This is a genomic window from Enterobacter sp. MGH 24 (genome assembly GCF_000493015.1).
Taxonomy (GTDB): Bacteria; Pseudomonadota; Gammaproteobacteria; order Enterobacterales; family Enterobacteriaceae; genus Enterobacter.
Genome location: NZ_KI535657.1, coordinates 2,769,331 through 2,784,100, shown reverse-complemented (window position 1 = coordinate 2,784,100; position 14,770 = coordinate 2,769,331). Strand labels below are relative to the sequence as shown.

Annotated in this window: 12 protein-coding genes; 4 read left to right on the top strand and 8 right to left on the bottom strand. The window is 55.1% G+C overall.

The window, feature by feature from the left end:
- Window positions 1-117 precede the first annotated feature (117 nt).
- From L370_RS08815 to L370_RS08830, 4 genes are read left to right on the top strand one after another with little or no spacing between them, the layout of a single operon-like run.
- Window positions 118-1,374, top strand: coding sequence for an MFS transporter (locus L370_RS08815; RefSeq protein ID WP_023334935.1), 1,257 nt, complete (start codon window positions 118-120; stop codon window positions 1,372-1,374).
- Between the two features lie 30 nt (window positions 1,375-1,404).
- Window positions 1,405-2,637, top strand: coding sequence for an alginate lyase family protein (locus L370_RS08820; RefSeq protein WP_023334934.1), 1,233 nt, complete (start codon window positions 1,405-1,407; stop codon window positions 2,635-2,637).
- Window positions 2,638-2,665: 28 nt separating this feature from the next.
- A complete protein-coding gene (locus L370_RS08825) occupies window positions 2,666-4,600 on the top strand; it encodes a heparinase II/III domain-containing protein (RefSeq protein ID WP_023334933.1) in 1,935 nt (644 codons plus the stop codon).
- Between the two features lie 47 nt (window positions 4,601-4,647).
- Window positions 4,648-4,971, top strand: a complete 324-nt coding sequence (locus L370_RS08830) for a cupin domain-containing protein (protein ID WP_023334932.1) — start codon at window positions 4,648-4,650, stop codon at window positions 4,969-4,971.
- A 90-nt stretch (window positions 4,972-5,061) separates the two neighbouring features.
- Here the strand turns inward: L370_RS08830 and sucD are convergent, their stop codons facing one another.
- The 8 genes from sucD to sdhC all read right to left on the bottom strand — a co-directional run bounded on the left by sucD (window position 5,062) and on the right by sdhC (window position 14,717).
- A complete protein-coding gene (gene sucD, locus L370_RS08835) occupies window positions 5,062-5,931 on the bottom strand; it encodes a succinate--CoA ligase subunit alpha (protein WP_008501094.1) in 870 nt (289 codons plus the stop codon).
- Window positions 5,931-7,097, bottom strand: coding sequence for an ADP-forming succinate--CoA ligase subunit beta (gene sucC, locus L370_RS08840; protein WP_006809579.1), 1,167 nt, complete (start codon window positions 7,095-7,097; stop codon window positions 5,931-5,933). The genes sucD and sucC overlap by 1 nt, the downstream gene beginning before the upstream one ends.
- 94 nt (window positions 7,098-7,191) lie before the next feature.
- The gene (gene odhB / locus L370_RS08845; RefSeq protein WP_008501093.1) at window positions 7,192-8,412 is read right to left on the bottom strand and encodes a 2-oxoglutarate dehydrogenase complex dihydrolipoyllysine-residue succinyltransferase; all 1,221 of its coding nucleotides are present in this window, start codon (window positions 8,410-8,412) and stop codon (window positions 7,192-7,194) included.
- Window positions 8,413-8,426: 14 nt separating this feature from the next.
- Window positions 8,427-11,234 (bottom strand): 2-oxoglutarate dehydrogenase E1 component, encoded by a 2,808-nt coding sequence (sucA, locus tag L370_RS08850; RefSeq protein WP_023334931.1) that lies wholly within the window; start codon window positions 11,232-11,234, stop codon window positions 8,427-8,429.
- Between the two features lie 239 nt (window positions 11,235-11,473).
- Window positions 11,474-12,190 (bottom strand): succinate dehydrogenase iron-sulfur subunit SdhB, encoded by a 717-nt coding sequence (sdhB, locus tag L370_RS08855; RefSeq protein WP_008501090.1) that lies wholly within the window; start codon window positions 12,188-12,190, stop codon window positions 11,474-11,476.
- Between the two features lie 15 nt (window positions 12,191-12,205).
- Complete coding sequence (gene sdhA / locus L370_RS08860) at window positions 12,206-13,972, bottom strand: succinate dehydrogenase flavoprotein subunit (protein WP_003858619.1); 1,767 nt, start codon at window positions 13,970-13,972, stop codon at window positions 12,206-12,208.
- On the bottom strand, window positions 13,972-14,319 hold the full coding sequence (sdhD, locus tag L370_RS08865) for a succinate dehydrogenase membrane anchor subunit (protein WP_008501088.1): 348 nt from the start codon (window positions 14,317-14,319) through the stop codon (window positions 13,972-13,974). Before sdhD ends, sdhA begins: the two co-directional genes overlap by 1 nt.
- Window positions 14,313-14,717: a succinate dehydrogenase cytochrome b556 subunit gene (gene sdhC, locus L370_RS08870; RefSeq protein ID WP_020684965.1), complete on the bottom strand. Its 405-nt coding sequence runs from the start codon at window positions 14,715-14,717 to the stop codon at window positions 14,313-14,315. The genes sdhD and sdhC overlap by 7 nt, the downstream gene beginning before the upstream one ends.
- Window positions 14,718-14,770 lie beyond the last annotated feature (53 nt).

Here is a 14,770-nt window from a genome sequence, read left to right as displayed (position 1 = left end):
ACATTGCTTTAAAAAACGAGATCGAGATCTCTAAAGCTATAGAGGCAAAGCCATACAATAAAATGAACCCATGTTTTATATCCAAAAAATAAATCATCAACGTACAGGATGGATGTCGTGAAGATCAAAAAACTACGCTGGTACATTATCTCACTCGTCATGCTAGGGACGATAATTAACTACTTAGCCAGAAGCACGCTCGGCGTCGCAGCACCGGAAATGATGAAAACGCTGAATCTCTCCAGCGAGCAATACTCATGGATTGTGTCGGTCTTTCCATTCACCTATGCCATCGGAGGGATCGCCTGCGGTTTTGTGATCGATAAATTCGGCTTGCGAGTCAGTTTTGCTGTACTGGCTGCATTGTGGTCTGTATGCAACATGCTGACGGCATTATTTAACACCTGGTTCCCTATCGCCGCATTGCGCGGCGGCCTGGGCCTGACCGAAGCCGCCTTCAACCCTGCGGGTATGAAAGTCACCGCCGAGTGGTTTCCGGCAAAAGAGCGCGGCCTAGCCTGCGGCGTTTACAGCCTCGGTACCTCCGTCGGTGCCATGCTGGCCCCGCCGCTGGTCGTCTGGGCGATTATTAACTACAACTGGGAAATGTCTTTTGTTGTCACCGGCGCCATCGGCGTTGTTTGGGCCATTCTGTGGGCGGTACTTTATCGCTCCCCTGAGTCGCACCCTGCGCTGCTGAAGGAAGAGCACGAAGAGGTCAAGGCCGATCAAATAGAAGTGGTTAAAGAGAAAGCCTCGCTAATGTCCATGATCAAGGATAAAAGCTTGTGGGCCATCTCCTTACCGCGTTTTATGGCCGATCCGGCATGGGGGACGCTGCACTACTGGATGCCGCTCTACCTGGTGACGGTGCGCCACATGAACATGAAAGAAATCGCCATGTTTGCCTGGCTCCCCTTCCTGACAGCTGACCTGGGTTGTCTGGCTGCGGGTTACATTTCGAAGTTTCTGAACAACCGCGGTGTGCATATTGTTAACGCCAAACGCATCACTTTTACGTTTGCCGCCCTGCTGATGCTGTCGATGGCTGGCGTTGGTTTCGTCAGTAATGTCTATGTGGCCATTGCGCTGTTTTGTATTGCCGGGTTCGCCCATCAGTGCCTGTCTGTTACGGTGATCAGCATGTCATCCGACCTGTTCCCAAGACAAAAAGTCGCCACCGCGACCGGGTTCGCCGCCTTCACCGGCAGCATGGGGAACTTCCTGTTCAGTATTTTCCTTGGCGCGATGGTCGCTATTGTGGGTTACGACATCTTCTTTATCGGTCTGGGCGTTTTCGATTTGATTGGCGCCCTGTTCCTGTGGATGCTGATCAAGCTCCCTTCTGCAAAAGCCACACCGGTAATCGCCTGAATGAAGGGTATAAATGTAAGGAATATACCGATGAATTATCGCAACATTGCGTTTATCAGCGCGCTGATCTCAACCTCCACGTTAGCGACAAGTGGGAGTACTCAGCCTCAGGACCCGAATGACGACTGCCTGACGTACGATTGCAGGCAGATGCTTGAGATAAAAGAAAGTATTCAGCGTGGAGATCAAACCTACGCACCCGCCTGGAAAAATCTGCTACAGAAAGCAGAGCAGGCGCTGGAACATAAACCCTGGAGTGTGACCGATAAAAAATTGTTACCGGCATCAGGGAATAAGCATGACTATTACAGCTTTGGCCCCTACTGGTGGCCAAACCCGGATACCAAAGACCATCTTCCCTGGATTCGTAAAGACGGTCAGATAAACCCGTCATCCAAGACAGACGATACGGACAGCAAACGCCTGGTGCAGTTCTCTGACGACGTCCGAGCGCTCTCGCTGGCCGCATTTTATAGCGCAGACGCCCGCTATGCGCAAAAAGCAGAAATCATGCTGGACACCTGGTTTCTGAACAAGCAAACCAGAATGAATCCTGACCTCAGTTACGCCCAGGCGATTCCGGGCATAGTGAATGGCCGGGGGATTGGCATTATTGATACGCGGGTATTGATAGATGTCGCTGACAGTATCGTCCTGTTGCACCATGCGGGATTCCTGTCTGATAAAGAGCTCCAGGGTTACAAAAGCTGGTATTCAGCCTATACCACATGGCTGTTAACCAGCGCTAACGGCCAGGAAGAGGGAAACTGGTATAACAATCACGGCGCCTGGTATGACACGCAGGTTACCGCCTTTTCGTTGTTCTCCGGCGACGTCAAACAGGCTCGTCGGCAAATCGATATTTTCAAAAATCGCCACCTTGTTGCTCAGGTGAACGTCAAAGGTGAACTACCGGCCGAGCTTGAACGAACTCGCTCCTTCCATTACACCAATTTTGCTCTGGCAGCCTACGCCAGAATGGGTCGCTACGGTGAAATAACCGGTGATGATGTCTGGAATTACGCACTGGATGGGCGAACTATGAAAAAAGCCTTTTCCTTCGTCAGCCAGCAAACCGGCAAACACGTCAGCGACTGGCCGTATCAGGAAATAAAATACAACCCTGAAGAGGCTACTGGTCCGTTACTCGCCGCAGCGAGAGTCTGGAAAGACAATGATTTCAGCAAAAATGCCGCGCTATTGACGCAGGCAAATGACACCGATATCAACATCCTGACCCCGGGCTCTGTATTGGTGAAGTAAACGCCACGACAACGCATACAGGTAGATAATGAAACAATTTACACAAGCCCAGATTGCCGCTGCAAAAGCTCGGGTAACGCCGGAAATACTTCGCCGCCTGGAGGAAAACAACCGTGACGTGCTCATTCACGACACGCTGGTTCCGCAAACGGGTTGCGCCACCTGGAACCACTACTTTTACTGCCCGGAACACAGCGTGCGGCTGCACTGGGACCGAAAATCGCCCAATAAGCACCGTTGCCCCGTTGATGGAGCCGTCTTTACCGGCGAACCCTACTACGGGGCCTGGTGGCGCTGGCTCAATGGGCTCAATGCCAAAGCGTGCTATGAGCTTGGCATCCTCTGGCTGCTAACGGATGATAAGAGATACCTCGATAAAATTATCGATATCCTGATGCAGTATGCAAAATACTACCCTGACTACGAAGAGCACGGTGGTATTCCTTATAATGGTCCCGGCAAAGCCAACGCGCAGACGCTTTGTGAAGCCAACTGTCATGCCGATTTTGCCCGTGGGTTCGATATCGTCAGCGCCGCGCTGACGGCAGAACAGTATGATTATATTTCCCGACGTCTGCTGCGCAGCGGGGCCGAGTTTCTAATGCAGCACCGTAGCAATCAAATCCACAACCACGAGGTGAAGATCAGTGCGACCATCGGCATTATCGGCGCTATTCTCGACGACGATCACTATCTGACGTTTGCCGTTAATAGCCCTTACGGCCTGCGTTATCAGTTGGAACATGCCCTGCTGCCCGGCGGCTTATGGTTCGAAGGTTCGCTGCATTACCACTATTACGCGCTTGAGGCGTTCATGGGCTTTGAGAAATTCGCCCAACATGGGCCGTTCAGCCTGCTGGATCAGCCCTGGTATACGAACATGCTGTCGCTGCCAGTAACGCTGCTGATGCCGAATATGACGCTGCCGAAGGTGAACGACTGCGTGAATGGCCAGGAAAAACTCGGCCACGCCGATATCTATGAATTTGCATTCAACTATTATGGCAATCCGCAATATGGCGAGCTGTTAGCCTGGTTATACACCGCTGGACCGCGCGACAACATTGACGCCCTTTTCTATGGGCAACCGCTGCCGACGCAGGCGTTAAGCGCCCCGGAGGGTAATGAGCATAATCCTGACGCCGGATTTACGATAATCCGCAATGCGCCAGGCCGCGCCGTATGTATAAAACATGGCCCTTATGGCGGCGAGCACGATCACTACGACCGACTCAACCTTATCGTCTTCAATAACTACAGTGCGCTGTTCCCCGATCTGGGCACGACCGGCTATGGCGCACCGCTGCACTATGGCTACTACAAAAATACGTTTTCGCACAACACGCTGTGCGTCAACGGGCTCAACCAGCCCCCTGCTCTACCCAGAGTTCTTGATTACCAGCAGCAGGAGGGAGAATCGCGGCTGATCGCTGAAGTGGACTGGTGCAGCGCCGCTGTGTTACCCGACAGCAAAACTCGCGTGGAGTGGGATGATGAGTCCTACCGGGATATCGTTTTTCGCCGTAGCATCGTCGTGACGGAAAACCTGCTGATTGATAAATGGGACGTCGATAATCCTCACTACCAGTGTGTTGATGCGGTTTACCACATCAACGCCGCAGCAACACCGACGGTGCAACAGAATGGCGTGCGGATCTGCTACCCCTACGTTAAGCAGGCAACCGAACAGCCGCTAAAGGGTAAAACGGAGGTTCACTACCAGGCCGACGCGCCGGTTTCTGTCACCTGCTTTTCGACCAACAATACGGCGTTAATCAAAGCTCAGGGACCGAATAACCCTTCGACATCGATGATCGACTACCTGCTATTACGCAGCCGAGATAAGCGTATTTCCTTCGTGTTTGTCACGGATTTCACGGGCACCGGGAAAGTCGATATCGTGAAGAGCGACGACACGATAACGGTCGTTGACACGACGTTAAACCACGAATACCACCTCTGACAACGCAGTCAGAAGTCACGGATTCAATATACAACTAAGGTGATACGATGTTTGTTTTTCACGATCTGACGCAGTTGGAAGAGGCAGGTAATGGCGTAACGCGCCGGATCCTCGCCCATGCCGGCAATATGATGGCGGTTGAAGTGCATTTTGCCCAGGGCGCTATCGGCCCTATGCACAGCCATCCTCACGAGCAGTTGACGTATGTACTCTCCGGTGAGTTTGAATTCACCATTGCCGACGAAACGCACATCGTCAGAGCGGGTGATACGCTGTACAAACAGCCCAATGTTATGCACGGCTGCGTGTGTCGCAAGGCGGGAACTCTGCTGGATACCTTCACCCCAGTACGTGAGGATTTCCTGCAATAAGCAATAAAAAAGGCCGCTTTACAGCGGCCAACCATGTCGAAACGGACATTTTTATACTTCAACGCCCCCCTTTCGGGGAGCAGAGAGGACTTACTTAATGATGGATTTCAGTGCTTCGCCGATATCCGCCAGGCTGCGAACGGTCTTCACGCCTGCGGCTTCCAGCGCTGCGAATTTCTCATCAGCCGTACCTTTACCACCGGCAATGATCGCGCCTGCGTGACCCATACGCTTACCTTTCGGCGCAGTCACACCCGCGATGTAACCGACAACTGGCTTGGTGACGTGTTCTTTGATGTAAGCAGCGGCTTCTTCTTCCGCGCTACCACCGATCTCACCGATCATCACGATCGCTTCGGTCTGTGGATCTTCCTGGAACAGCTTCAGGATGTCGATGAAGTTAGAACCCGGAATTGGGTCACCGCCGATGCCCACACAGGTGGACTGGCCGAAGCCGTAATCGGTAGTCTGCTTAACCGCTTCATAGGTCAGGGTACCGGAACGGGACACGATGCCCACTTTGCCCGGCTTATGAATGTGGCCCGGCATGATGCCGATTTTGCATTCGCCCGGGGTGATAACGCCTGGGCAGTTCGGGCCGATCATGCGCACGCCCGCTTCATCCAGCTTCACCTTCACGGTCAGCATATCCAGCGTCGGGATGCCTTCAGTAATCGTGATGATCAGTTTGATGCCTGCGTCGATCGCTTCCAGAATGGAGTCTTTGCAGAACGGTGCCGGAACGTAGATCACGGTCGCGGTTGCGCCCGTCGCTTCTACGGCTTCACGCACGGTGTTGAATACCGGCAGGCCCAGGTGCGTGGTGCCGCCTTTACCTGGCGTTACGCCGCCAACCATCTGCGTGCCGTAGGCAATCGCCTGTTCGGAGTGGAAAGTCCCCTGGCTACCGGTGAAGCCCTGGCAGATAACCTTGGTATCTTTATTAATTAAAACTGACATTATTTCCCCTCCACTGCGGCAACAACCTGCTGAGCTGCATCCGTCAGACTTTTCGCTGCAATAATATTCAGGCCGCTGTCAGCCAGTTTTTTCGCGCCGAGTTCAGCGTTGTTACCTTCCAGACGCACAACCACCGGAACGTTTACACCCACTTCTTCTACCGCACCAATGATACCGTCTGCGATCAGGTCGCAACGCACGATGCCGCCGAAGATGTTAACCAGAACGGCCTTCACGTTGTCGTCAGAGAGGATGATTTTGAACGCTTCGGTTACGCGCTCTTTGGTTGCGCCACCGCCTACGTCGAGGAAGTTCGCTGGCTCACCGCCGTGCAGCTTAACGATGTCCATGGTGCCCATTGCCAGGCCTGCACCGTTAACCATACAGCCGATGTTACCGTCCAGCGCCACGTAGTTCAGCTCCCACTGTGCAGCCTGCGCTTCACGCGGGTCTTCCTGAGACTGGTCGCGCATTTCGCGCAGATCCGGCTGGCGGAACAGCGCGTTACCGTCAGCGCCCAGCTTGCCGTCGAGGCAGATCAGGTCGCCCTGAGTGGTGATCACCAGCGGGTTGATCTCGATCAGCGCCAGGTCGCGCTCCAGGAAGATAGTTGCCAGACCCATGAAGATCTTGGTGAACTGCTGAACCAGCTTGCCTTCCAGACCCAGTTTGAACGCCAGCTCGCGACCCTGGTAAGGCATTGGGCCCGCCAGCGGATCGATAGCCACTTTGTGGATCAGGTGCGGGGTCTCTTCCGCCACTTTTTCGATTTCCACGCCGCCTTCGGTAGACGCCATGAACACCACGCGACGGGAGCTACGGTCAACAACCGCGCCCAGGTACAGTTCTTTCGCGATGTCGGTCGCCGCTTCCACCAGGATCTGGTTAACCGGCTGGCCGTTCGCATCAGTCTGGTAGGTCACCAGACGCTTGCCGAGCCAATGTTCAGCAAACGCACGAATCTCTTCTTTGCTCTTAACAACCTTCACACCGCCCGCTTTACCACGGCCACCAGCGTGAACCTGACACTTAACTACCCACGGGCCGGAACCGATTTTAGATGCGGCTTCTTCTGCTTCACGCGGGGTAGTACAGGCATAACCCACCGGAGCCGGTAAGCCATACCGGGCAAACAGCTGTTTGGCCTGATATTCATGTAAGTTCATGTGTTCTATCCATCCTTCAGGGTAATCGTTATCTTCAAACCTGTAGACCGGCGCAGCGTGTGCCGGCCTACGGGGCAGGTGATGCTAAAAGTGACTAGACGTCCAGCAGCAGACGCGTTGGATCTTCCAGCAGCTCTTTAATCGCTACCAGGAAGCCCACGGACTCGCGGCCGTCGATCAGGCGGTGGTCGTAAGAGAGCGCCAGGTACATCATTGGCAGGATCTCAACTTTACCGTCTACCGCCATCGGGCGATCTTTAATGGCATGCATACCCAGGATCGCGCTCTGCGGCGGGTTAATGATCGGGGTAGACATCAGCGAGCCGAATACGCCGCCGTTGGTAATGGTGAAGTTACCGCCGGTCAGGTCGTCTACGGTCAGCTTGCCGTCGCGGCCTTTAACAGCCAGCTCTTTGATGTTTTTCTCGATGTCAGCCATACCCAGGGTATCCACATCACGCAGAACCGGCGTTACCAGGCCGCGTGGAGTAGAAACCGCCATGCTGACGTCGAAATAGTTGTGGTAAACCACGTCATCGCCATCAATAGACGCGTTCACTTCCGGGTAGCGTTTCAGCGCTTCAACCACCGCCTTCACGTAGAAGGACATAAAGCCCAGACGGATACCGTGACGTTTTTCAAACGCGTCACCGTACTGCTTGCGCAGGTCCATGATTGGCTTCATGTTCACTTCGTTGAAGGTGGTCAGCATCGCGGTGGAGTTTTTCGCTTCCAGCAGACGCTCGGCCACGCGTTTGCGCAGGCGAGTCATTGGCACGCGTTTTTCGCTGCGGGCGCCCAGAGCAGGCTGCGCTGCGGGTGCTGCCGCAGGGGCTTTCGCTTCTGCCTGAGCAGGCGCTTTCGCCAGGTGCTTGTCGATGTCTTCGCGGGTCAGACGACCGCCCACACCGGTGCCCTTAATGGCTGCCGGGTCAAGGCTGTGCTCAGCCAGCAGGCGACGGATCGCCGGGCTGAGGGCGTCGTTAGACTGTTCTTCCAGAGAAGCCTGCTGGCGCTGAGCCGGCGTAGAGGCTTTCTCTTCAGATTTCGCGCTGGACTCTTTGCCCGCGCTGTTGCCTTCACGCAGGCGACCCAGGATCTGACGAGAGGTTACGGTAGTACCTTCATCTTCCAGCACCGCGTCCAGAACGCCATCCGCCGAAGCCGGTACTTCCAGTACCACTTTGTCAGTTTCGATTTCTACCAGCACTTCATCGCGCTTAACGGCATCGCCTGGTTTTTTGTGCCAGGTAGCGACGGTCGCATCTGCTACGGATTCAGGCAGGTCGGGAACAAGAATATCTACGCTACTCATTTTGTATCCTTTAATTAATCGACGTTCAGCGCGTCATTGACCAGATCTTGTTGCTGCTTCTGGTGAACGGACATATACCCTACCGCCGGAGAGGCGGAGGCCGGGCGACCTGCATAGCGCAGGGCTGACCCAAATGGAATCACTTCACGGAAATGATGCTGGCTGCAGTACCATGCGCCCTGGTTAAGCGGCTCTTCCTGGCACCAGACAAAATCATGTACGTGAGCATATTGTTTCAGCACTTCCTGCATCGCCTGATGCGGGAACGGATAAAGCTGTTCGATACGCACGATGGCGACATCTTTCTGATCGTTCTTGCGGCGCTGTTCCAGCAGGTCGTAATAAACCTTACCAGAACACATTACGACACGCTTCACGCCCTGCGGATCCAGCTCGTCAATTTCACCGATGGCCGGCAGGAAGGTTCCGTTCGCCAGTTCTTCCAGGCTCGACACCGCCAGCGGGTGACGCAGCAGGGATTTCGGCGACATCACCACCAGCGGACGGCGCATACCGCGCAGCGCCTGACGACGCAGCATGTGGTAGACCTGAGCCGGGGTGGACGGTACGCAGACCTGCATGTTCTGCTCGGCGCAGAGCTGCAGATAACGTTCCAGACGTGCGGAGGAGTGCTCCGGACCCTGCCCTTCATAACCGTGCGGCAGCAGCATCACCAGGCCACACATGCGGCCCCACTTCTGCTCGCCGGAGGAGATGAACTGGTCGATAACCACCTGCGCACCGTTGGCGAAGTCACCGAACTGCGCTTCCCAGATGGTCAGGGTGCGGGGTTCTGCGGTAGCGTAACCGTATTCGAAGGCCAGAACCGCTTCTTCAGACAGCACGGAGTCCCAGACCTTGAACTGGCCCTGCCCGTTGTGCACGTGCTGCAGCGGGGTGTAGGTTGAACCGTTGGACTGGTTGTGAACAACCGCGTGACGGTGGAAGAAAGTCCCACGGCCCGCATCTTCACCGGACAGACGAACAGGAATGCCTTCGTCAACCAGCGTTGCGTAAGCCAGCGTTTCCGCGCCGCCCCAGTCGAACAGCTTCTCGCCTGCCGCCATGGACTGACGGTCAGCGTAAATTTTCGCTACGCGAGACTGCATCTCGATAGCGTCCGGTACGGTGCTGATGCGTTTAGCCAGCTCCTGCAGGCGCTTCATCTCAACCTTGTTCGGGTAGCTCTCATCCCACTCGTGGTTGAGGTACGGCGACCAGGTAAAGGAGTGCATGTTCATCGGACGCAGTTCTTTCACCACGCATTCACCCGCATCCAGCGCGTCGCGGTAGAGGTTGACCATTTCGGTCGCATCTTCCAGCGTCGTCACTTTGTCGCTCTCCAGCTTATCAGCATAGATTTTGCGAGGGGTCGGGTGTTTTTTGATTTTCTGGTACATCAACGGCTGGGTTGCACTTGGCTCGTCCGCTTCGTTGTGGCCGTGACGGCGGTAGCAGAAGAGGTCAATGAACACATCGCGTTTGAAGGTATTACGGAAGTCCAGCGCCAGACGGGTAACGAAAGCAACGGCTTCCGGATCGTCCGCGTTAACGTGGAAGATCGGCGCCTGCACCATCTTACCGATATCGGTGCAGTACGGGGTCGAACGCGCGTCCAGCGGGTTAGAGGTGGTAAAGCCCACCTGGTTGTTGATCACGATGCGAACGGTACCGCCCACTTCGTAACCACGCGCTTTCGACATGTTCAGGGTTTCCTGAACCACGCCCTGCCCTGTTACCGCCGCATCACCGTGGATGGTGATAGGCAGCACTTTATTGCTGCTCGGCTCGTCCAGACGATCCAGACGTGCGCGCACGGAACCGATAACCACCGGGCTAACGATTTCCAGGTGTGACGGGTTAAACGCCAGCGCAAGGTGAACCAGACCGCCTTCAGTTTCGATATCCGACGAGAAGCCCATGTGGTACTTCACGTCGCCGGTGCCGAGGTGTTCTTTATGTTTGCCCGCGAACTCGTCGAACAGATCCTGCGGTTTTTTACCCAGCACGTTGACCAGCACGTTCAGACGACCACGGTGCGCCATGCCCAGTACCACTTCACGGGTGCCGCTCTTGCCTGCGTGACGAATCAGCTCTTTCAGCATCGGCACCAGCGCGTCGCCGCCTTCCAGCGAGAAGCGTTTTGCGCCCGGGAATTTCGCGCCCAGATAGCGCTCGAGCCCTTCCGCTGCGGTCAGTTCATTCAGGAAGCGTTTTTTCTCGTCAGCCGAGAAGGTCGCGTGGCCCGCTACGGATTCGATGCGCTGCTGGATCCAGCGTTTCTCTTCGGTAGAGGTAATGTGCATGTATTCCGCGCCGATGGAGCCGCAGTAGGTTTGCTTGAGCGCGTCAATCAAATCGCCCAGCTTCATCGTGTCTTTGCCGATGGCAAAGGAACCTACGTTAAAGCTTTCCTGGAAATCGGCCTCGGTCAGATCGTGATACGCCGGATCGAGATCGGCCACACGGTCTTGTTTCCACAGTCCCAGCGGATCGAGATTCGCATGCTGGTGACCGCGGAAGCGATAAGCGTTGATAAGCTGCAGGACTTTAACCTGCTTCGCATTGGTGTCAGGGTCGGAAATCGCAGAAGAGTAACGTGAGGCATCCTTCGCCAGACGACGGAAATAATCACGTGTTTTGGAATGGAATTGATCCGGTTTGACCCCTGTGCCAGGCAACTGCTGGAACATGGAACGCCAGTTTGCGTCCACTGAGTCAGGATCGGTTAAGAAGTCTTCATAGAGCTGTTCAATCCAGCTCTGGTTCGCACCAGAAAGGAAAGAAGAGTCCAGCCAGGCTTTCATTGCGCCGTTCTGCATCGTGATCCCTTAAGCATTTTTATGCTTACTTTCGCCGTAGAAACTACCACGCACACCACGTGTACGTGCCGGGGTTCACCTGCGAGCTCTTTTCATTTGGCCCGCGAAGGAACCTTTAGAAACTGTCTAGACTTCAGGGCAGTTTTTAAAGGTTTCTGCAATTTGCCCGGTGGCGCTACGCTTACCGGGCCTACTGTTACGTAGGCCGGATAAGCGCAGCGCCATCCGGCGTTTTTTACTTACGCACTGCGCTGCAGCAGCATCGACTTAATATGGCCGATGGCGCGCGTCGGGTTCAGCCCCTTCGGACACACACTGACGCAGTTCATGATGCTATGGCAGCGGAATACGCTGAAAGCGTCACTCAGTCCTTCCAGACGGCTGTCGGTTTCGGTGTCGCGGCTATCGATCAGGAAGCGATAGGCAGCCAGCAGACCGGCCGGGCCGATAAACTTGTCCGGGTTCCACCAGAACGACGGGCAGGACGTTGAACAGCATGCGCAGAGAATACACTCGTACAACCCATCGAGTTTTTCACGCTGCTCAGGAGACTGTAAGTGCTCGCGAGCGGGTGGATTTTGCCCATTATTCAATAAGTAAGGCTTAATCTTCTCATATTGTGCATAGAATTGCCCCATGTCTACCACCAAATCACGCACGACCGGCAGGCCTGGCAGAGGACGGATAACAATTTTCTGACCGGGACGCTGCAACGCTGAAATTGGCGTGATGCAGGCCAGGCCATTTTTGCCGTTCATGTTTACACCGTCAGAGCCACACACCCCTTCACGGCAGGAGCGGCGGAACGACAGCGTAGGATCTTTCTCTTTCAGCTGGATTAAGGCATCCAGCAGCATCATGTCACGACCTTCTTCCGCTTCGAGGGTGTAATCCTGCATACGCGGAGCGTCGTCTACATCCGGGTTATAACGATAAACTGAGAATTCGAGTTTCATTATCCTGTCTCCGCATTAGTAAGTACGAATCTTCGGCGGGAACGCCGGACGCAGTTTCGGTTCCATGTTAACGCTACGACGCGTCATGGTTTCCGACTCTGGCAGATACAGGGAATGGCACAGCCAGTTTTCGTCATCACGATCCGGGAAGTCGAAGCGGCTATGCGCGCCACGGCTTTCGGTACGGAAGTTTGCCGACATCGCCGTCGCGAACGCGGTTTCCATCAGGTTATCCAGCTCCAGACACTCAACGCGCTGGGTGTTGAACTCGCTGGAGGTGTCGTCCAGACGGGCATTTTTCAGACGCTCGCGGATCGCTTTCAGCTGCTCAAGACCTTTGGCCATCGCGTCGCCTTCGCGGAATACCGAGAAGTTGTGCTGCATGCATTCCTGCAGCGCTTTACGGATTTCCACCGGATCTTCGCCGTTACGGTTACCGTTCCAGCGGTTGAGGCGCTCAAGAGAGGCATCAATTTCGTCGTCGGTCGCGTCACGCAGCGCGCCCTGCTCGGCAATGGATTCCTGCAGGTGCAGACCCACCGCACGACCAAACACCACCAGGTCCAGCAGGGAGTTGCCGCCCAGACGGTTTGCACCGTGTACGGATACGCAGGCAATTTCGCCTACCGCGAACAGGCCCGGGATGACCACGTCTTCGCCCTGCTCGTTCACGGTCAGCGCCTGACCGGTCACTTTGGTCGGAATACCGCCCATCATGTAGTGGCAGGTTGGGATAACCGGAATTGGCTCTTTCACCGGGTCGACGTGCGCGAAGGTGCGGGACAGCTCCAGAATGCCCGGCAGACGAGATTCCAGAACCTCTTTCCCCAGATGGTCGAGCTTCAGCTTCGCGTGTGGACCCCATGGGCCGTCACAGCCGCGGCCTTCACGGATCTCGATCATGATGGAACGCGCCACCACGTCACGACCCGCCAGGTCTTTCGCATTCGGGGCATAACGCTCCATGAAACGCTCGCCGTGTTTGTTCAGCAGGTAACCACCTTCACCGCGGCAGCCTTCCGTTACCAGAACGCCTGCACCAGCGATACCGGTTGGGTGGAACTGCCACATTTCCATATCCTGCACCGGCACGCCCGCGCGGATAGCCATACCGACACCATCACCGGTGTTGATGTGGGCGTTGGTGGTGGACTGATAGATACGGCCTGCGCCGCCGGTCGCCAGCACGGTAGCGCGGGCTTTGAAGTAAACCACTTCACCGGTTTCGATGCACAGCGCGGTACAGCCGACAACTGCGCCATCGGCGTTTTTCACCAGATCCAGCGCGTACCACTCGGAGAAGATGGTGGTATGGTTTTTGAGGTTTTGCTGATACAGGGTGTGCAGCAGTGCGTGACCGGTACGGTCAGCCGCCGCCGCGGTACGCGCCGCCTGCTCGCCGCCGAAGTTTTTCGACTGGCCGCCAAACGGACGCTGATAGATAGTGCCATTTTCCAGACGGGAGAACGGCAGACCCATATGGTCCAGCTCCAGAATCGCTTCCGGGCCGGTTTTACACATATATTCGATGGCATCCTGGTCGCCGATGTAGTCGGAACCTTTTACCGTGTCGTACATGTGCCATTCCCAGTTGTCTTCATGGGAGTTACCCAGCGCAACGGTGATACCGCCCTGCGCAGACACGGTGTGGGAACGGGTCGGGAAAACTTTAGAGAGCAGCGCACAGGTCTGGCCGCTCTGGGAAATTTGCAGTGCGGCACGCATACCTGCGCCACCGGCACCAATTACAACAGCATCAAATTCTCTGACTGGCAGTTTCATTACACACCCCACACCACAACGAATCCATAAATAACGTAAACCACCAGTGCAACAACAATGGCCAGCTGCAGTGGGAGGCGAATCGCCAGCGGTTTAACGTAATCGGTCAACACCTGCCACATGCCAATCCACGCATGAATAAGGATGGAGAACAGAGCCAGCAGGGTGAACACTTTGGTGAAGGCGGATCCGAAGAACCCACTCCAGATTTCCCACGTCAGCGTGCCGCTGGTCGCGAAGAAACCGATCATATAGATGATGTAAAGGGTGAGAACGATAGCGGTAGCACGGACCAGGATGAAGTCATGTACGCCGTTGCGTCCTAATGCGGAGGCGTTGCTTACCATACGAGAACTCCTGCGAGAAGTGAAAGCACGACTGTAATCACAAATGAAATGTTAGCGGAGCGTTTCCCGGCTTCGAAAGTCTCTTCCAGGTAGCCAAAGTCCATCAGCATATGGCGAACACCCACGACGACGTGGTACGCCAGCGCGGTCAGAATGCCCCACATGATGAATTTCACGAAGAAGCTGTTCATGATGGCAGAGGCCTGGAGGAATCCTTCAGGGGAAGAGAGGCTGGTGCCCAGTAACCACAGCAAAATACCGACCGCCACAAACGTAATCACACCAGAAACACGGTGCAGAATGGACGCTATTGCTGTTACAGGGAACCGGATCGTTTTGAGATCCAGATTGACAGGTCTTTGTTTTTTCACATTTCTTATCATGAATAACGCCCACATGCTGTTCTTATTGTTTCCTTCCTCCGGACTGCGATGCGGGTCAAGCAGCGTTC